The organism is Shewanella sp., from assembly GCF_048265805.1.
Classification (GTDB): domain Bacteria; phylum Pseudomonadota; class Gammaproteobacteria; order Enterobacterales; family Shewanellaceae; genus Shewanella.
The window spans coordinates 24,308-42,752 of the sequence record NZ_JBLXAT010000028.1; the positions used below are offsets into that span (position 1 = coordinate 24,308).

The 18,445-nt window shown below is 49.6% G+C and carries 16 protein-coding genes; 6 read left to right on the plus strand and 10 right to left on the minus strand.

All coding sequences use genetic code 11. From position 1 onward, the window contains the following. Window positions 1-29 precede the first annotated feature (29 nt). The gene (locus tag ACN0TT_RS16655) at window positions 30-1,205 is read right to left on the minus strand and encodes a type III PLP-dependent enzyme (protein WP_238898148.1); all 1,176 of its coding nucleotides are present in this window, start codon (window positions 1,203-1,205) and stop codon (window positions 30-32) included. A gap of 342 nt (window positions 1,206-1,547) precedes the next feature. Then, on the minus strand, window positions 1,548-2,033 hold the full coding sequence (locus tag ACN0TT_RS16660; protein WP_417763273.1) for a hypothetical protein: 486 nt from the start codon (window positions 2,031-2,033) through the stop codon (window positions 1,548-1,550). A 108-nt stretch (window positions 2,034-2,141) separates the two neighbouring features. On the opposite strand from ACN0TT_RS16660, the gene ACN0TT_RS16665 reads away from it, so the two are divergent. Next, window positions 2,142-3,002 (plus strand): mechanosensitive ion channel family protein, encoded by an 861-nt coding sequence (locus ACN0TT_RS16665; RefSeq protein ID WP_417763274.1) that lies wholly within the window; start codon window positions 2,142-2,144, stop codon window positions 3,000-3,002. A 146-nt stretch (window positions 3,003-3,148) separates the two neighbouring features. Continuing rightward, on the plus strand, window positions 3,149-3,397 hold the full coding sequence (locus ACN0TT_RS16670) for a hypothetical protein (protein ID WP_417763275.1): 249 nt from the start codon (window positions 3,149-3,151) through the stop codon (window positions 3,395-3,397). Between the two features lie 50 nt (window positions 3,398-3,447). Here ACN0TT_RS16670 and ACN0TT_RS16675 read toward each other — a convergent pair whose 3' ends face one another. Then, the gene (locus ACN0TT_RS16675; RefSeq protein WP_417763276.1) at window positions 3,448-3,903 is read right to left on the minus strand and encodes a GNAT family N-acetyltransferase; all 456 of its coding nucleotides are present in this window, start codon (window positions 3,901-3,903) and stop codon (window positions 3,448-3,450) included. A gap of 563 nt (window positions 3,904-4,466) precedes the next feature. On the opposite strand from ACN0TT_RS16675, the gene ACN0TT_RS16680 reads away from it, so the two are divergent. After that, window positions 4,467-4,601: a hypothetical protein gene (locus tag ACN0TT_RS16680; RefSeq protein ID WP_417763277.1), complete on the plus strand. Its 135-nt coding sequence runs from the start codon at window positions 4,467-4,469 to the stop codon at window positions 4,599-4,601. Between the two features lie 82 nt (window positions 4,602-4,683). Here the strand turns inward: ACN0TT_RS16680 and ACN0TT_RS16685 are convergent, their stop codons facing one another. Together ACN0TT_RS16685 and zntR are read right to left on the minus strand one after the other, a co-directional pair. Then, complete coding sequence (locus tag ACN0TT_RS16685) at window positions 4,684-6,039, minus strand: SO_0444 family Cu/Zn efflux transporter (protein ID WP_417763278.1); 1,356 nt, start codon at window positions 6,037-6,039, stop codon at window positions 4,684-4,686. 26 nt (window positions 6,040-6,065) lie between these two features. After that, window positions 6,066-6,515 carry a Zn(2+)-responsive transcriptional regulator gene (gene zntR / locus ACN0TT_RS16690; protein WP_417763279.1) on the minus strand — a complete coding sequence of 150 codons (450 nt, stop codon included), beginning with the start codon at window positions 6,513-6,515 and terminating at the stop codon, window positions 6,066-6,068. A 317-nt stretch (window positions 6,516-6,832) separates the two neighbouring features. Here zntR and purH point away from each other — a divergent pair, with 317 nt between their 5' ends. Both purH and purD read left to right on the plus strand, forming a co-directional pair. Then, complete coding sequence (gene purH, locus ACN0TT_RS16695; protein WP_417763280.1) at window positions 6,833-8,422, plus strand: bifunctional phosphoribosylaminoimidazolecarboxamide formyltransferase/IMP cyclohydrolase; 1,590 nt, start codon at window positions 6,833-6,835, stop codon at window positions 8,420-8,422. A 51-nt stretch (window positions 8,423-8,473) separates the two neighbouring features. Continuing rightward, window positions 8,474-9,772, plus strand: a complete 1,299-nt coding sequence (gene purD, locus ACN0TT_RS16700; protein ID WP_417763281.1) for a phosphoribosylamine--glycine ligase — start codon at window positions 8,474-8,476, stop codon at window positions 9,770-9,772. Window positions 9,773-9,848: 76 nt separating this feature from the next. Here purD and ACN0TT_RS16705 read toward each other — a convergent pair whose 3' ends face one another. Together ACN0TT_RS16705 and hemE are read right to left on the minus strand one after the other, a co-directional pair. After that, window positions 9,849-12,428: a putative bifunctional diguanylate cyclase/phosphodiesterase gene (locus ACN0TT_RS16705; protein ID WP_417763282.1), complete on the minus strand. Its 2,580-nt coding sequence runs from the start codon at window positions 12,426-12,428 to the stop codon at window positions 9,849-9,851. Window positions 12,429-12,685: 257 nt separating this feature from the next. Further along, window positions 12,686-13,750, minus strand: coding sequence for a uroporphyrinogen decarboxylase (hemE, locus tag ACN0TT_RS16710; protein WP_417763283.1), 1,065 nt, complete (start codon window positions 13,748-13,750; stop codon window positions 12,686-12,688). Between the two features lie 478 nt (window positions 13,751-14,228). On the opposite strand from hemE, the gene rsd reads away from it, so the two are divergent. Next, window positions 14,229-14,726, plus strand: a complete 498-nt coding sequence (gene rsd / locus ACN0TT_RS16715; protein ID WP_417763284.1) for a sigma D regulator — start codon at window positions 14,229-14,231, stop codon at window positions 14,724-14,726. A 122-nt stretch (window positions 14,727-14,848) separates the two neighbouring features. Here rsd and argH read toward each other — a convergent pair whose 3' ends face one another. The 3 genes from argH to ACN0TT_RS16730 form a co-directional block, all read right to left on the minus strand. After that, window positions 14,849-16,210 (minus strand): argininosuccinate lyase, encoded by a 1,362-nt coding sequence (argH, locus tag ACN0TT_RS16720; RefSeq protein WP_417763285.1) that lies wholly within the window; start codon window positions 16,208-16,210, stop codon window positions 14,849-14,851. 63 nt (window positions 16,211-16,273) lie between these two features. After that, on the minus strand, window positions 16,274-17,500 hold the full coding sequence (locus ACN0TT_RS16725; protein WP_417763286.1) for an argininosuccinate synthase: 1,227 nt from the start codon (window positions 17,498-17,500) through the stop codon (window positions 16,274-16,276). Between the two features lie 31 nt (window positions 17,501-17,531). Then, window positions 17,532-18,437 carry an ornithine carbamoyltransferase gene (locus ACN0TT_RS16730; RefSeq protein WP_417763287.1) on the minus strand — a complete coding sequence of 302 codons (906 nt, stop codon included), beginning with the start codon at window positions 18,435-18,437 and terminating at the stop codon, window positions 17,532-17,534. Between the last annotated feature and the right edge of the window lie 8 nt (window positions 18,438-18,445).

The following is an 18,445-nucleotide window of genomic DNA, read 5'->3' on the forward strand; positions in this document are numbered from 1 at the left end:
GCGCCCTTATTGTTTCCAACCGTTACCGCTTACAAGTAGTAGGCTTGTAACGGAGGGAAACCGTTAAAACACACCGCCGAATAAGTGGTGGTGTAGGCACCGGTAGTTAACCAGTACATGCGGTCGCCAATCGCTAAATCGCTTGGCAAACCATAGGCATATTGTTCATACATGATGTCAGCGCTATCGCAAGTGGGGCCAGCAATAACACAACGTTCCAGCTCGCCTTTACGTTCAGTAAAGATCGGGAACTTGATGGCTTCATCCATGGTTTCAATCAAACCACTGAATTTGCCCACATCAGTAAACACCCAACGTTCTAACGCTGTGTGTGACTTGCGGCTGATCAACACCACTTCAGAGACCAATACACCGGCATTAGAGATCAATGAACGGCCAGGTTCCAAAATGATGCGCGGCAAGTCTTCACCAAAATCTTCCACGAGGAAGTAGTGGATCTGCTCCGCATAGGTTTGTAGGCTGTTGGTTTTGTCCAGATAGTTTGCTGGAAAACCTCCACCCATGTTGATCATCTGCAGCACAATGCCATGCTCATCACGCAGACGGTCAAAAATCATTTTCACTTTGGCGATCGCAGCATCCCACGCACCAATATCACGTTGCTGTGAACCGACGTGGAACGAAATACCATAAGGTTCCAAGCCCAGTTCTTTCGCCAGAACGAGCAGCTCGTAGGCCATTTCATTCTGACAACCAAATTTACGCGACAACGGCCAGTCAGCCGTCTCAGTACCTTCGGTCAGAATGCGCACATATACGCGTGAACCAGGGGCTTCTTCAGCAATCATGCGCAGATCAGGCTCAGAGTCCGACGCGAACATACGCACACCGCGCTTATAAAATTCACGCACATCTTGGCGCTTTTTAATGGTGTTGCCGTAACTGACACGGTCAGGTGTTACACCGATATCCATCACCATATCTAACTCGTAGATAGAGGCGATATCAAAGTTAGCACCTTTGTCACGCAACAAGGACAAGATCTCCGCCGCGGGGTTAGCTTTTACGGCGTAGAACACGTCAGCCTTAGGGAAGGCATGTACCATATCATCGTATTGTTTAGAGATGATGTTGGTATCAATCACCACAAATGGCGTTGGCTTGCTGTCGGCAAACGCCTTAATTTTGCTAAAAGTTTCGCTGTCGTAGTAATCAGCTACGTCAATAGCATGGAACGGGCTCATCAGCCTTCTGTCTCCTTAATTGTGATGCGGCAACAATTTGCTCGCCGTGTCAGGTTGAAAATCGTGCGAAGTAGACGACATTTTTAGTTACGATGCAATGAATTTTTTAGCCATTACCGTAAATTTTTATTCAATATGGGAGGCTCGCGATTCAAATCAAATAAATTCAATAAATATCAATCAATTGAAGCGATTTAACTCTGCAAATTTTTGATAACTTTCAGTCACAAAAACTGCATTGTTATAATGAATTGATAAATAAGATTTTTCGTTCAAACACGAACATTAGGAATGGATTAACTATAGCCGACATTACACAGCTGATTAACATCGGCATAAAGATTAATGACTGAGGAGAGGTTGTAACGCGTCCTTGAGCGCACTGGCACTGTCAAAGTAACGAATTTGCGTCAGTTGCATCTCTTTCAGATCCAGCAAAGCCGCAGTGCCATCAGCAACAGGATAATATTTAGTGAACTCACCCTCTTTATCCAAAGCGATGCTGTAGCCCAAATCTTGCATTTTCGGTAAGGCAACCAACTTAAAAATCAGCGATGGCATGCCGCTAATATCCGCGACGTAAATCAGGTGGGCATGGCTCAACTGTGCCGTAGTCGCACCTGCTAATGCTTCTTGCACCACCTCGGCACCGGCCATCGAGCGGGTAAACACCACCCAGCGGGTCTCGTTATTGACCACCGCCGCATTGGCAAATTGATCTTCAAATTGGGCATTCGGCAACCTATCACCAATGGCGAATTCGCTCGCCCACCCACTGAAGGACACCATTAACAGCCAGAAAAACAACAGCAACTTTGGAGATTTCATTATGTACCTTGTCAGTTCGTTGTATATTGAGCCTGCCGTGGACAACGTCCAACGGTGAGCCACCATAGCATAAACTTTGTTACCAAACTGCGGCAGAAGGAGCGCATTATGGCGGAAAATGGACTAGATCAAGAACTCGCGCAGCTACAGCAAGTCTACCAAGTCATTGTCGAGTTTTTAGTAAATTACAGCTTCCAACTGCTCGGCGCACTACTGATCTTTCTGCTGGGTTTATGGCTGTCCAATAAAGCGGCCAACTGGACCAGTAACAAACTCAGACAACACAATATTGATGTCACCCTGTCCGGCTTTGTCAGCAATCTGATCCGCCTCTTTATTATCGCCATGGTGATCATCATCTGTTTAGGTAAGCTCGGCATCAGCGTCACCCCGATGATTGCAGCGATTGGCGCGGCGTCACTCGGCGCGGGCTTAGCAGTGCAAGGGATGTTGTCTAACTACGCGGCAGGGATCACGATCATCGTTACTCGGCCATTTGTCGTCGGCAACACCATTACAGTGAAAGAGATCACTGGCCAAGTCGCCGATATCCATCTGGGCATGACTACGCTAACTAATGAGGAAGGTGAGCAGATCACTATTCCCAATAAACATATTATTGGTGAAATTCTGCATAACTCTTTCGCCAATAAGTTGGTGGAGCTTAAGCTAAATATCGATTTTGCTACTGAGCCAAATCGCGTCATTCCGTTAATTGAAGAGGTGCTCGCCTCATTCAGCGCGGTAGATAAAGCACAACCGGTACAAGTGGGCATTAACAACTTTACCGATGCGGGGCTCGAACTCGGCATTCGCTACTGGATCCCCACCGCCAGTTACTACCAAGATAAGTACCGCATCAATATGGCGATTTGGAATGTGCTACAACAGGCCAACATCAAAATTGCCAGCCCAATACGCACCATAAAGCTGTTAAACTCCGCATCGGAAATTGACGCAGTTCAATAAATTGACATTTCGTTACATTTATTACTAGCGAACGGCACTAATGCTCGATAAATTAGTGTTGCTCAATGTAGCATCAGGACGATTATCGTTTGGGCGAACTCGAGGCATTTATTATGCGTACCGTTGAATCCACAAAGACGAAGTTTATGGTCCACCCACAACAAGTTTATCAAGAGAGGCGCGACACCTCTGTGCCAAACGAGCAGCTTTGGCATGAGCTGACAGCCGAACAAAAAATGGCCTTTTATCGACTGCAAGGATATGGCTACCGTCTCCTGTTTATCAGAAAAGTCTACAACAACTCGCTGGCCATTGTTGCCCAGAGCCAACAACTTGCCGCTATCGACCGTGAAGGCAATATTGATCTTGACCCACAGTTGAAGATCCGCGCTTGAGCGCCATATCAAGCCATAACAAAAAAGGAGCCATCGGCTCCTTTTTTTTCTTATAAGCTGTCACGCCGCATGTCGATATGGGGAATACCATCTTCCAAATAGCCTGTTGACACACATTTGAAACCAAACGATTGATAAAACGCTAACAAGTATTGCTGTGCGCCAATAGTGATAGCCTGCTGCGGCCAAACTCGTGCACATTCGGCGATGGCTTGCTGCATTAATTGCTGGGCATGCCCCTGCCCCCTCGCATTGGCAGCAACCACCACTCGGCCAATACTCAGCTCAGGGTAAGACACTCCAGGTGGCACCAGACGCGCATAAGCTTGTAACTTACCTTGGCTATCAGTGCCCAGCAGATGCAGGGTTGCAGGTAAGCAATCTTTGCCATCAAGTTCGGGATATGGGCAGCTCTGCTCTACGACAAAAACATCCACGCGTAACTGCAGTAACTCATACAGCTGGGCGGTAGATAACTCTGCAAAACTCAGGGTTTGCCACAACATAAGGCGCTCACTCAATTGATAAAAATGCAGATTAGCAAACAAGAAGGGAAAACTTAAAGTTTCCGGAAGCCGATGTGGAATAATTGGCAGGGATTGAAGCGCCGGGAAGCACGGCCAATCGTTCCCACATCGGCATTTAGTGACCAAGCCACTTCCGGAAGACTTAACGCTCAAGCTTAACCAAATAAGCCATGACCTTGCTGGGAGGCGGCCATGGAGCGTCACCATGAACGACGCTATTGTACAACTGTTACTTTAAATTTATTAGTAACCTCAAAACTTACCTACTGTCCCAAATAGGTGACAATCCACAGGTATCGAGCCAGCCTCTTTATGACGCTAATAAATTAAAACCTATTTCTAAGCAAAAATTATTATATGAGCGAAGCATTCCGCTTTTATCAGCAAAGCGTAGAATGAATCTATCGAGCCGCGAGGGCTTGATACAACTGGTTTGATGGCAACATCCCACCACCAGCTGTCAGTGAATCTTGGAATCGCCGGACAGCTTAGCAACACCTGCTGTCTAACGGTTACGCCTAACAGAATACGGAAGGACGACCATGAGTAAAGAACACAAGAACAGCAAAGAAGCAAAGAAACAACCACAACATACGGCCAAAGAAAAACGTGCGCTAAAAGCCGCGAAAAAACAAGGTAAAGGCACTTCTGTGGAGTCAGTTCAAGCAGGCAAATAAATTGAAAATTTGTGTTTTCTCAAGTCTGTTACATACGAAAGGCGCTCAATGAGCGCCTTTTTAATTGTCTGCACATCATGAGTTATGAACAGCAATCCTTGTGGACAGATTTGCCAGGCAGCTTGTCATACAACACCTTAGCCATCAACACCGCTAAGATAATCGCTGAATAATTAACAATGACATCCGGTAATACGCGATGTTCTTCACCGAGTTGTGGCATGACTTCAAAACCAAAATTAGCCACCAATATATTCACGATCCAACCGAACACTAACGCCACACCTAACACGCCACCGAGATACCCCAACAACGCGCGGCGGCCCATCTCTTTGGCTACCACGCCGAGTGTGGCAATGTTGGTGGCGGGGCCTGCCAACATAAACACTAATACCGCACCGGGTGAGACTCCGGCCAGTAGTAAGCCAGCCGCAATAGGAGTCGATGCTGTCGCGCAGATATACATAGGGATGGATACCAACACCATCACCAACATTGCCAGTAAGCCGTCGCCCCATTGTGCTAAGAAATCAGCAGGCACATAGGTTTGTACCAAAGCAGCAAAGAACAAGCCCACTAGCAACCATATCGCGGTGTCTTCAATTAAATCTGTCGCGGCAAATTTCAGCCCTTGTAATAGTTTCTTACCGACACTAGCATCGCTCGCTAACGGCATATCACCGCAGCAACTGCTACTACTGCTTGCGCTTGAGCTACAACAGCTATCGGTTTTCGTGGCTGATGAGGAGCAACTCCCGGCCACTTTCGGTTCGCTGCTACAACAACTGCTCTTTTCGGCCTGAAGGCTGTCAGTGCCACAACAACTACTTTCGGTTTTCGCCGCCTTGCTACTACAGCAGCTTGATTCCGTGCCAGCATTCACCACTACGCCGCTATTCACTAACGGTGCGGCCGCCATCGGCTTAAACGTGGCGGGTTTAAACGTTGTGGCGGATTGCGATGCATTGCTCGCCGTAGCGGAACTCGCGCAACATGACTTCACCGCGGGTGCTTGCCCCTCATCGGCAGGCGCGGCTTTATCTTCATCGCGGCCAACCAGTAACCCCGCCACAATGGCACTGGTCACGGCCGCAATTGGCCGCACGATTGCCATAAATGGGCCGAGTAACACGTAAGACACCGTCACAGAGTCAACGCCAGTTTCCGGCGTGGAGACGAGAAATGAAGTGGTGGCGGCTTTCGACGCGCCACTGCGACGCAGGCCGACTGCGGCAGGGATCACCCCGCAGGAACACAAGGGTAACGGTGCCCCAAACAGTGCGGCTTTTAAGGTAGCTTTAAATCCATGTCCGCCAAGCTGCTTGTTCATCCAGCTCATTGGTACAAATACTTTTAGCATTCCCGCTAAGATTAACCCTAGCAACAGCCAAGGCGCCGATTCCATAAACAGGGCTATAAAGTGATCCATAATCGACATGGACATTCTCCCGTTACTTGACCACGTTAGCTATCAGCATGAGTTTCTGCCGCTAACTGCGAAAAATCTGCTGGGTCACATGACTCCAGTGCTTGCAAAATAGTGCAATGCTCGGCGCTGTGCGAGCCGCCACAACAACCGTCAGATAAGAGCTGTAGTGAAAAACGAAAACGCGCTAACTCAGCAATTTTCTCATTCACTTTCACTAATTTATCATCAACTACATCTTTGACATCGCTGCATACACGCTGCGATTTATTCACTTCAATCGACAGCAGTTCGGTAATTTCACCGAGCGAAAAGCCCACAGACTTAGCGCGTAAAATAAATGCCAAACGCTGAGCATCGTCGCGGCTATAAACACGATAGCCATTATCGCTACGTGCCGAGGGAGCTAACAGCCCATGTTTTTCATAAAAGCGCAGGGTATCTGCGTTAATGCCATGCTGTTTTGCGAGCTCGCCGATACGAAACATACTCACCTCGGTAGTTGATTCATGCAGGAGTATAAACCTTAGAGTCTACTCCAAGGTCAACAGCTATCAAATGAAAATTAGTGACATTTCGCTGTTTATTTCATCGCCTTTGTTCACGATTTGATATTGTGTAATCGCGTAGAAAAAATAACGGGAGCAGCGGTTTTGCGGTAGAATACGCCCCCAGCTCGCGCGCAGCCATACGATGCGTTTTGAGGGATTTTCGTAAAGCACGATGCAGGTTATACCGCAACAACTTGATCAGATTGAGCTTTCCGAAAGATCCTTGAAACTAAAACTGGAAAACTGTACCCAAAATGAATAATGCCAGACCTATTCGTCGCGCCCTGCTGAGCGTATCTGATAAAACCGGAATCTTGGAATTTGCTCAGGCCCTGCATGCGCAAGGTGTTGAACTGCTATCCACCGGTGGTACTGCACGTCTGTTGGCAGACAACGGCATCCCGGTTGTCGAAGTTTCCGACTACACCGGTCACCCAGAAATCATGGATGGTCGCGTTAAAACCCTGCATCCGAAAGTACACGGTGGCATTCTTGCCCGCCGCGGCATGGATGAGCAGGTAATGGCAGACAACAACATCAGCCCTATCGATCTGGTAGCAGTTAACTTGTACCCATTTGCGGCAACGGTAGCGAAACCTGATTGCACTTTGGCAGACGCTATCGAGAACATCGATATCGGCGGCCCAACCATGGTGCGTGCCGCAGCAAAAAACCATAAAGATGTCACCATCGTGGTGAACGCGGCTGACTACGACAAAGTGTTGGCAGAAATGGCGGCCAACGCTGGCTCTACTACCTACAATACCCGTTTCGATTTAGCGATTGCCGCTTACGAGCACACTGCTGCGTACGATGGCATGATCGCCAACTACTTCGGCACTATGGTGCCAGCGCACAGCGATGCGGAGTGCACAGAAGACTCTAAATTCCCGCGCACTTACAACACTCAGTTGCTGAAAAAACAAGATCTGCGTTATGGCGAAAACAGCCACCAAGATGCGGCGTTTTATGTTGACCTGAACGCTGATGAAGCATCAGTAGCCACCGCCACCCAACTGCAAGGCAAAGCGCTGTCTTACAACAACATCGCTGATACCGATGCGGCGCTGGAATGCGTTAAAGAATTTGCTGAACCTGCCTGCGTTATCGTCAAACACGCTAACCCATGTGGTGTAGCAGTTGATAGCGACATCTTCGCTGCGTACGAACGCGCTTTTAAAACAGACCCAACTTCAGCCTTTGGCGGCATTATCGCCTTCAACCGCGAGTTGGATGGCAAAACCGCAGCGGCGATTGTTGAACGTCAATTCGTGGAAGTGATCATCGCGCCCGTAGTAAGCGCTGAAGCACGCGAAGTGGTTGCCAAGAAAGCTAACGTACGTTTGCTGGAATGTGGCCAATGGGCTGAAAAAACCACTAGCTTCGATTACAAACGCGTTAACGGCGGCATGCTGGTGCAAGACCGCGACCAAGGTGTTATCACCGAAGCTGATCTGAAAGTAGTATCAAAACGCCAACCAACGGCTGAAGAACTGAAAGATCTGCTGTTCTGCTGGAAAGTGGCTAAGTTCGTTAAATCTAACGCGATTGTTTACGCGAAAGATGGCATGACCATCGGCGTGGGCGCAGGCCAAATGAGCCGCGTTTACAGTGCGAAAATCGCCGGTATTAAAGCCGCTGATGAAGGTTTAGTGGTTGAGGGGTCTGTAATGGCGTCTGATGCCTTCTTCCCGTTCCGCGATGGTATCGACGCTGCCGCTGCGGCTGGCATTAGCTGTATCATCCAACCGGGTGGTTCAATCCGTGATGATGAAGTCATTGCCGCTGCGGACGAAGCAGGTATGGCGATGGTATTCACTGGCATGCGCCACTTCCGTCACTAAGATTTTGCTGGCAGCGCCGTAGCGCTGCCGTTTCAGCGAAGGGATAACTCTATGAAAGTTCTTGTTATTGGTGGTGGCGGTCGTGAACACGCCCTCGCGTGGAAAGCCGCACAAAACGGCGATGTTGAAGTCGTATTCGTGGCGCCAGGTAACGCCGGTACTGCCCACGAGCCAAAACTGCAAAACATCGACATCAGCGCGATTGACGTGCCTGCCTTGCTGGCATTTGCGCAAGAAAATGCGGTCGAGCTGACCATTGTTGGTCCGGAAGCGCCATTGGTTATCGGCGTGGTAGACGCATTCCGCGCCGCTGGGTTAAACATCTTTGGCCCAACCCAAGCCGCTGCACAGCTGGAAGGCTCTAAAGCGTTTACCAAAGACTTTTTGGCACGCCACAATATTCCGACTGCGGCCTACAAAAACCTAACAGAAATCGCTCCTGCCAAAGCTTATGCCGCCGAGTTGGCGGCTGAAACTGGCTTTCCAGTGGTGATCAAAGCTGACGGCCTAGCCGCTGGTAAAGGCGTGATCATCGCGCAAAACCAAGCTGAAGCCGATGCTGCTATTGATGACATGCTGGCAGGCAACAAGTTTGGTGATGCGGGTTCGCGCGTAGTGATCGAAGAGTTCCTCAAAGGCGAAGAAGCCAGCTTTATCGTGATGGTCGATGGCAAGAATATTCTGCCAATGGCCACCAGCCAAGACCATAAAGCCCGTGATAACGCCGACAACGGCCCGAATACTGGTGGCATGGGCGCATACTCGCCAGCGCCAGTGGTCACGCAAGAAATCCACGATTGGGTGGTGGCAAATGTGATCCGCCCAACCGTGGACGGCATGGCCGCTGAAGGCAACGTTTACACTGGCTTTTTATATGCCGGTTTGATGATTGCGCCAGATGGCACCGCCAAAGTATTGGAATACAACTGCCGCTTTGGCGATCCAGAAACCCAACCGATCATGATGCGTCTGCAATCAGACTTAGTGAAACTGTGTTTGGCTGGCTGTAAAGGCGAGCTGGATAAAGTGACTGCGGAATACGATGCACGCGCCGCAGTGGGCGTAGTATTGGCTGCCGGTGGCTATCCTGATGCATACCGCAAAGGCGATGTGATTGATGGTTTGTCACTCGGTGATACCAACGCCAAAGTGTTCCATGCCGGCACTAAGCTAGATGGTGAACATGTCGTCACCGCTGGCGGTCGCGTACTGTGCGCCACCGCGCTGGGTAACACCGTCACGGAAGCACAAAAAGCCGCGTACGCGCTGGTTGATGAAATCCACTGGGATGATGTCTACTTCCGTACTGATATCGGCTATCGCGCGATTGCCCGTGAGCAAGGTAAATAACCTACGCACGGCGTAAATCGCACAATCAAAAACGGCGCCTCATGCGCCGTTTTTATTTGCTAGCGTTCGTCAACGGTTATTGGTTAACCGCCTGACCTCGCAGTTGACTCACATTGGCACCAACCACCCGCAACCCATGCTGATATTGCTCCAGCGGTTTAGGACGTCCAATGGCATAGCCTTGGGCATAGTTGATACCAATCTCATTGAGCTTGTCGATGATCTCACTGCTCTCAACAAATTCCGCCACGGTTTCGACGCCCATAATGCCACATACATCGTGGATCGATTTCACAATGGCAAAGTCACGCGCATTGGTGGCGATTTGGCGCACGAAGCAGCCATCAATTTTAACATAATCCACTGGCAGCTCACGCAAATAGCCATAAGACGCAAAGCCGCTGCCAAAATCATCCAAGGCAAAGGCGAAGCCCATTTGGCGCAACTGTTGTAACATCTGCATCGCTTTTTGGCGGTTTTGAATCGCACTAGTTTCGGTGATTTCAAAACAGATACAGCTGCTCGGCACATCAAACATCAACTGCTGATCAGCAATGTATTCCATCATACCGTCAGCCCCTAAACTGTTGGCTGAAAGGTTGATCGACAGTGAGATAGTGCCGATGACTTCACGATGTTGTGACAACCACTCAAACGCTTTACGGATCACCTCTTTATCGACATCAGGCATCAATTTAAACCGCTCAGCCGCTGCAATAAACTGCGCAGGCGGTAGCACTCGGCCTTGCTCGCCTTTAATGCGCAATAAGATCTCTAGTCGCTGGCGTTTACTGATGCCATTGAGCGATCGTATCGGTTGGAAGTACAGCATCAACTCTTGGGTTTCAATCGCTTGAGTAATGCGATGCGCCCACTTTGGCGCGTTACGCTCGTAACTCAGCTGTTGATCATGTCGATCATAGAAATGGATTTTATTGGAGCCTTTGCGTTTAGCGGCGATACAAGCAATATCGGCATCTTTCAGCAACTCATGAGTTTCAGGCTGATGACCATGATAAAACGCCACGCCGATGCTTACTCCCACCCGATAGTGCACACCTTCATGATGCACCGCTTGCATTGCCACTTGCTGCGCCACTTGCTTTAGCAGACGCGCTACCGCGACGGCGGAGATGTCACGTAATACCAAACCAAATTCGTCACCACCTAAGCGGGCAAGCAGCCCCTGTTTGCCAATAACGCTGGTCATCGCTTTGGCTACCAGCGCCAACATACGATCACCGGCCACATGGCCGCAGTTATCGTTAATCAATTTAAATTGCTCTAAATCGAGATAACACACGGCAATAGACCGAGCATGGTTAATGTAGTTGGGAAGTTGGCACTCAAACGCATGGCGATTGAGCAAACCGGTGGCTGCGTCATTGTTGGCACGGCGTCTTAATTCAAGCTTGAGCTTTTCCTCGGCGGTGATGTCACGCAACACCATTACCGAGCCAATCACCTCACCTTGCTGATCGCGCAAGTTGGTGAGCGAACGATCAATAATGCTGGCCTGCTCCAACTGCAAACGCATTTTACGATGTTCAATCGAGTGGCTCGCTGATGCCATAAACTGCTGCAATTCAGCATCAAGGCTGTTATCAATATTGAGCAAATTCCCCACAGTGGTGCTCTTCTCTAGCGGCGTTGCAAGCTGCAGCAGCTTCTCAGCCTGTGGGTTCATATAAGTCACCACGGACTGACGGTCGGTCACAATCACCGCTTCGGCAATTGCTTCCAAGGTAATTCGAGCGCGCGCACGGTGGTGTGAGAAGCCCGTCAGCAAACTATTGATACTGTCACTTAAGGCATGAAACTCTTGCGGGCCGACTGCATTAAGCGAGGTCATCTGCGCCGACGTAAGGTCAATAGTATTGATTTGGCGCATTAATGCGCCAAATGGCGTGAGTAGATAACGCCGCAACCACAGATAGCCGAGCAATATAATTAATAAGCCACCAACACACAGACCGAGAACCATTGCAGTATTACGCCACGCCATGGCAGCAAACAAATCGGGTTGATGTTGAATGGCTAACATTAACGGCACACCAGAGACCGACGTCACCGCCACTTGACTAGCATGCTGGTTGCCAGTGCCTAGTACTTGGGCGCCGTTGGCTTCTTGCAGTGTGATGCTATTGGTTAGTTCGCCTTGGCGTAGGCTGGCAAAGTAACTGGCCGATAACTGACGCACCATTAAAATATAGTCATCATCGCCGACACGTTGATAGCCGATTGCCAGCGGGAGTTGATCGAGTAACGATGCACCAAAACCGTATTGCCCAAGGGAGTGTAGTTGCAGGATAGCGTGTTGCAGCGGCTTGTTAATGGGAGCGCTGTTACCAAGTTGCGTTAACGCATTATCTTGCAGATGGAACACCTGCACGCCGCGCTGCTCTAGCGGTACTTGCCACTGCGGTTGCAGTTGCACCTCATCGGTATTAGTCGCGTACAGTTGCGCCAATAACAACAGCCGACGTGTGTCGGTTTCAAAATGATTAACAATGCGCTGATTCTCTAGCGCTTGTGTTTGTGTCCGCTGATGTTCTATCCGGTATTCAAACCATTGATGTAAACCGTAGCTCACGGCAAATAATGCCGGAACACAAAACACCAAGATAAAGATGCGAATTCTATCGCTAAACAACATAGAGTGAGCCCACCAACTGCATCAGTACCGCCTACAAGATAACGCCATATCACTGATAAGACGGGCCACCTTAGCCCTAGGACAAATCCTAGAAAATCCTTTTATTATGCTTTGCTAATCAAACCTGCACAGCATGCCGAAAATCAGGGCATATTTTATTGATTTAGCGCAGTAGATTGAACCTCTAACACGAAAATAGTGCTTAAAAATAAGAAAGCCTCCGACAAGGAGGCTTTACAGATATGCAAGACTAATGCTTATTTATGATATTTACGTGACAGCTCGTGTACCGACTTCACGAAAGCTCCTGCATGTTCTGGATCTACGTGTTGGTGAATACCATGACCCAAGTTGAATACGTGGCCAGTACCTTCACCGTAGCTTTCCAAAATGTTAGCTACTTCCTGCTCGATGCGAGGGATAGGTGCATACAGCGCTGATGGGTCCATATTGCCCTGTAGCGCGACTTTATCCCCCACACGACGGCGAGCATCGGCGATGTCGATAGTCCAATCCAGACCCAGAGCATCGGCACCGGTTTCTGCCATCGCTTCCAACCACAAACCGCCACCTTTGGTGAACAAAGTCACAGGTACACGGCGGCCTTCGGCTTCACGGGTCAAACCGTTGATGATTTTCTGCATATAACGCAGGGAGAATTCGCGATAAGCCGCGTGCGACAGTGCGCCACCCCATGAGTCAAAGATCATCACCGCTTGGGCACCGTTAGCGATTTGCGCATTCAGGTACAGGGTCACCGAATCGGCCAGCTTGTCTAACAGCATGTGCAGTGCGGCAGGCTCTGAGTACATCATACGTTTGATCTGTTCAAACGCTTTGCTTGAACCGCCTTCCACCATGTATGTGGCTAAGGTCCAAGGAGAACCAGAGAAACCAATCAATGGCACAGCGCCGTTCAGCTCACGACGAATAGTGCTTACGGCCTTCATCACATAACCGAGTTCATCTTCTGGATCTGGGATTGGCAACGCCTTGATGGTATCGATAGTATTAGCTTTACGTTCAAAGCGTGGGCCTTCGCCCGCTTCAAAGAACAAGCCTAAACCCATAGCGTCAGGCACAGTCAGAATGTCGGAAAACAGAATCGCCGCATCTAAGTCATAACGACGTAGAGGTTGCAGAGTCACTTCACACGCCAGATCAGCGTTACGGCACAGTGACATAAAGTCACCCGCTTGCGCACGCGTTGCTTTATATTCTGGGAGATAACGGCCAGCTTGGCGCATCATCCATACAGGCGTTACGTCCACTGGTTGCTTCAGCAGTGCACGCAAATAACGATCATTCTTCAATTCTGCCATTTGGCTGTCCCTTGAGTTGCTTTGGGTTGGTTGTGCTGGGGCGCTAGTTTAGCATTTGCTGCGCTAATGTAACCCGAAACACCGTATTTCTGTGACCATCAACCATGAATATTCCAATTCGATGAAATTTAACACAATGAATGGTTTTGAATGGCAGATCACGGACTGAAATAAAATAGCGGAAAGTGACACATACTAAGCCCACTTAAGACCAAAAACAGTTGCACCAGTTCCCTCGCTTTGGTATAAAAATTCTGCGCTAGCAAGAACAATCAAGAAGCTCGTCACATCGAGCCCGTTAAAAAATTTCCTCGCCCAGCTGTAGTTATCTGCCGCTGGGCTTTTTATTTTCTTGTTGTCATGACGCAAACAAACTGGCGTAGTAGTGTCATCAAGTCGTCCGATGAGTCAAGAAAGATTGCCAAGGTGAGTCGAACTCGCCTAAATTTAATTTATCAAGGCGGTAAGGAGTCTCAATATGCTGAAAAAACTCGCTCAAGCCGAAGAAAAATGGGGTGGAGAAAGCCGCCTGATCGACCGTTGGTTGCAAACCCGTCGAGAACTGCTCATCCAATACTTCAAGCTCGCTGGATTATCGCCGCGCGGTGCTGCAGAAAAGTCCTTACCTGGGCTGCAGCAGGTGCATATTTTTTGTGATCATATGGTGGATTACATCTCGGAATGTCATTTCCGTATCATCAACCATATTATGCACTCCTTCCCTGAAGGTTCTGCGATTACTGATCGGCTCATGCCGGAGGTACTCGAAACTACCGACAGCCTGCTCGACTTTATTGATACCTACTCTAACGCCGAAAACGATGACATGTTGCTAGCGCTTGACCAAGACTTAGCCCAGTTGGGTGACACGATGGAAACTCGCTTCGCGCTAGAAGATAAACTGCTGCAGACCTTGTACACCTACCGTATTAAACGCGATGAAGCCAGCGAGGCCGTGGTCGCCGCCAACGAATAGCATCAATGATTGGCTCATAACAAAAAAGCACGCTTTGGTAGCGTGCTTTTTATTGTGCAGTCCAGCGCTAGCTCATGACGACACGTATCAAACGTTTTTGAAAGCGGTGCAGCGTAGCCCTACTATTTTTTAGCAGCAATTGCAGCTTTCACTTGGTTAACTGCTGTGCCACCCAGCACATCACGTTTTTCCAAACAAGCTTCAATGGTCAGGTTCGAATAAACATCGTCAGCAATCACCGCGGCAAAACCTTGCAACTGTGCCAGCGGCAACTCCTCAATCGCCTTACCTTCATTGATCGCTTGCACCACCACTTCCCCCACCACATGGTGCGCTTCGCGGAATGGCATGCCTTTACTGACTAAGTAATCAGCCAATTCCGTCGCGTTAGCATAACCTTGTTGTGCTGCGGTACGGGCGTTGTCGCGATTAACTTGCACGCCTTCTAGCACCAAAGCTGCCATTTTTAGACACAAGCTCCAGCTGTCGATCACATCAAACAGCCCTTCTTTGTCTTCCTGCATATCTTTGTTGTACGCCAGTGGCAGCGCTTTCATGGTGGTGAGAATGCCCACCAGCGAACCATAAACCCGTCCCGCTTTACCACGGATAAGTTCCAGCGCATCGGGGTTTTTCTTCTGTGGCATCAAGGATGAGCCAGAAGTGACGTTATCCGCCAACTCAATAAAGTTCGCTTCGCCGGAGTTAAAGAAGATCATATCTTCGGCCATGCGGCTCAAGTGCATCATGCTAATCGAGGCGTTGGAACACAGCTCGACCACGTGGTCACGGTCCGATACGCTATCCAAGCTATTCAAGGTTGGCGCGGCAAAGTTAAGGCTTTGAGCCAGCGCATAACGGTCAATCGGATACGCCGTACCCGCCAATGCGCCACTGCCGAGAGGGCAAGTGTTGAGGCGGTTCACGGTGTCTTCAAGGCGCGAAATATCGCGCTCAAACATCTCCACATAAGCCAACGCCCAGTGGCCAAAAGTGACCGGTTGCGCACGTTGCAAATGGGTGTAGCCCGGCATCACTGCGTCGACTTCGCGTTCAGCAACGGCCAGCATCTCTTGCCGTAAGCCTTGCAGCAACTCAAGCACTGCGGCGCCTTCCTCTTTGCACCACAGCTTTAAGTCGGTCGCCACTTGGTCGTTACGCGAGCGGCCAGTGTGCAGTTTCTTACCGAGGTCACCCACTTTCTCAATCAGCTTTTGCTCGACAAAACTGTGAATATCTTCTGCGCCGGAGGCAACAATTTGCGCTGGCTCGGCACGCACTTCATCAAGCAATTCTGCTAACGCTTTATGCAAAGCGACAAGTTCATCGCTCGTTAGAATGCCTACGCTCGCAATCGCGCTCGCCCATGCGACTGAGCCCTGAATGTCTTGCTCTACCAGCCGATAATCCACTGGCAAAGAGTCATTGAAGAGTTGAAACAGCTCGCTGCTAGGACCGCTGAATCTGCCACCCCATAACGCCATGATAAATCCCTCGTATTCGGTTCAATAAAAAAGGGCGCCGCGGCGCCCTTGCGCTTTACTCGCTTACTTTTGGCTGTTCAGTGCGCGGATGCGGCTGGCCAGTGAGTACAGACGGATAAAGCCTTCAGCATGTTTCTGGTCGTAAACATTGTCGGCACCAAAGGTGGCAAATGCTTCAGAATATAAGCTGTTAGGTGATTGTTTCTTAACGGCGGTAACTTGGCCTTTATAAAGCTTCAGTACCACTTCACCGTTGACGTCTTTCGCTAAAGCTTCTGATGCCGCCACCAGCGATTCACACAATGGGGTGAACCAGCGGCCGTCATACACCAAGTGCGACATTTGACCGGCAATCTGTTCACGCCATGAGCGGCTTGGTTTATCCAGCACTAACTCTTCGATAGCACGCAGTGCCGCCATCATGACGGTACCCCCAGGGGTTTCATAACAACCGCGAGACTTCATGCCGACCAAACGGTTTTCGGTAATATCGACACGGCCAACACCGTGTGGTGCAGCAATTTCGTTGAGTTTCAGCAGCACGCCGTAAGGTGACAGCGCTTCGCCGTTAACTTCAATAACGCGGCAGTTTTCTACTTTCAGCGTCACATATTCAGCTTTATTAGGTGCATCTTCTGGCTCAGCTGTCCAAGTCCACACCGCTTTAGAAGGTTCGTTCCATGTGCTTTCTAACTCACCGCCTTCGGTAGAGATGTGCCATGCGTTGGCATCACGGCTGTAGATTTTGGTGGCTGATGCGGTGGTTTTGATATTGCGTTCTGCCAAGTAAGACAGCAGATCTTCACGGCTTTCCATGGTCCATTCACGCCATGGGGCGATCACGGTCAGATCTGGCGCCAAAGCGGCAAAACAGCCTTCGAAACGCACTTGGTCATTACCTTTACCGGTACAACCATGACACAGTGCATCTGCGCCGACTTTACGGGCAACTTCCACTTGCGCTTTGGCAATAATTGGACGAGCCATTGAGGTACCCAGCAGGTAAGTGCCTTCGTATACCGCACCAGTGGCGATGGTTGGGTAGATGTAGTCTTTCACCAACTCTTCTTTCAAATCGACGATGTAGCATTCTGATGCGCCAGAAGCGAGGGCTTTTTCTTCCAAGCCCACCAGTTCTTCTGCACCTTGACCCACGTCGGCACAAAACGCGACGATTTCGCAGTTGTTATAGGTTTCTTTCAGCCACGGGATAATCGCCGAGGTATCCAAGCCGCCGGAATATGCCAATACGACTTTCTTTACTTGAGTATTTGCTTTTGCGATAGACATGATTATTTCCTGAATTCCAAGGCCGCAGCCATCAACTTAATAGAGTTACCAGTACCGCATTTTGCGCATGCATGCGGTTTTGAGCTTGCTGAAGGATCAGCGAGCCTTCACCATCCATCACTTCATTGGTGACTTCGACGCCGCGGTGGGCTGGAAGGCAGTGCATGAAGTATTTTACTTGATATTTATCCATCAGCTCGCGCGTTACTTGGTATTGCCCAAATTTGGCGGCGATATCTGAAAGCTTGGTGCTATCACCCATTGAGATCCATGTGTCGGTGTAGACCGCATCAACTTCCTCTAGCGCGGCGACATCTGAGGTCAGCAGCAAACTGCCACCATAAGCCGCTGCTAGCTGTTGCGCTTGGGTCACGACAAAGCCATCTGGGAAATGGCCTTCAGGGCAGATAACCGTCATCTGCATGCCGAGTACCGCAGCCCCCAGCATCAGTGAATGCGTCACATTGTTGCCATCACCCATGTAGGCCAATTTGACGTTTTTCAGATCACCTTCGTTTTCATACAAGGTGAGAAAATCGGCCAATGCTTGGCAGGGGTGATATAAGTCAGATAGCGCATTGATCACTGGCACTGAACCGTACTCGGCGAGTTCTTCAACGGTCACATGGCTAAAGGTACGCGCCACAATCCCATCCGCCCATTGCGAGATATTGCCGGCAAAATCCGCTACTGACTCACGTTTGCCTAAAGCACCGTTTTGCTGATCCATGTAGACACAGTGGCCACCCAGCTTGTTGATTCCGATATCAAAGCTGACGCGAGTACGCAGCGAGGGCTTTTCAAACAGCATCACCACACTTTTGCCATCCAGCGCGGTGCGGTATTCCTCAGGTGCGGCTTTAATCTTTTTTGCTAGCTCAAGTAACGCTAACAATTGCGATTGGCTCAGTTCTTTCAGAGACAACAGGTGCTTCATAATTCGTC

What these genes read in the sequence shown, in the direction of transcription:
- ACN0TT_RS16655 (WP_238898148.1), bottom strand. Translation starts at nt 1,205, where the DNA reads ATGAGCCCGTTCCATGCTATTGACGTAGCTGATTACTACGACAGCGAA.
- ACN0TT_RS16660 (WP_417763273.1), bottom strand. Translation starts at nt 2,033, where the DNA reads ATGAAATCTCCAAAGTTGCTGTTGTTTTTCTGGCTGTTAATGGTGTCC.
- ACN0TT_RS16665 (WP_417763274.1), top strand. Translation starts at nt 2,142, where the DNA reads ATGGCGGAAAATGGACTAGATCAAGAACTCGCGCAGCTACAGCAAGTC.
- ACN0TT_RS16670 (WP_417763275.1), top strand. Translation starts at nt 3,149, where the DNA reads ATGGTCCACCCACAACAAGTTTATCAAGAGAGGCGCGACACCTCTGTG.
- ACN0TT_RS16675 (WP_417763276.1), bottom strand. Translation starts at nt 3,903, where the DNA reads ATGTTGTGGCAAACCCTGAGTTTTGCAGAGTTATCTACCGCCCAGCTG.
- ACN0TT_RS16680 (WP_417763277.1), top strand. Translation starts at nt 4,467, where the DNA reads ATGAGTAAAGAACACAAGAACAGCAAAGAAGCAAAGAAACAACCACAA.
- ACN0TT_RS16685 (WP_417763278.1), bottom strand. Translation starts at nt 6,039, where the DNA reads ATGTCGATTATGGATCACTTTATAGCCCTGTTTATGGAATCGGCGCCT.
- zntR (WP_417763279.1), bottom strand. Translation starts at nt 6,515, where the DNA reads ATGTTTCGTATCGGCGAGCTCGCAAAACAGCATGGCATTAACGCAGAT.
- purH (WP_417763280.1), top strand. Translation starts at nt 6,833, where the DNA reads ATGAATAATGCCAGACCTATTCGTCGCGCCCTGCTGAGCGTATCTGAT.
- purD (WP_417763281.1), top strand. Translation starts at nt 8,474, where the DNA reads ATGAAAGTTCTTGTTATTGGTGGTGGCGGTCGTGAACACGCCCTCGCG.
- ACN0TT_RS16705 (WP_417763282.1), bottom strand. Translation starts at nt 12,428, where the DNA reads ATGTTGTTTAGCGATAGAATTCGCATCTTTATCTTGGTGTTTTGTGTT.
- hemE (WP_417763283.1), bottom strand. Translation starts at nt 13,750, where the DNA reads ATGGCAGAATTGAAGAATGATCGTTATTTGCGTGCACTGCTGAAGCAA.
- rsd (WP_417763284.1), top strand. Translation starts at nt 14,229, where the DNA reads ATGCTGAAAAAACTCGCTCAAGCCGAAGAAAAATGGGGTGGAGAAAGC.
- argH (WP_417763285.1), bottom strand. Translation starts at nt 16,210, where the DNA reads ATGGCGTTATGGGGTGGCAGATTCAGCGGTCCTAGCAGCGAGCTGTTT.
- ACN0TT_RS16725 (WP_417763286.1), bottom strand. Translation starts at nt 17,500, where the DNA reads ATGTCTATCGCAAAAGCAAATACTCAAGTAAAGAAAGTCGTATTGGCA.
- ACN0TT_RS16730 (WP_417763287.1), bottom strand. Translation starts at nt 18,437, where the DNA reads ATGAAGCACCTGTTGTCTCTGAAAGAACTGAGCCAATCGCAATTGTTA.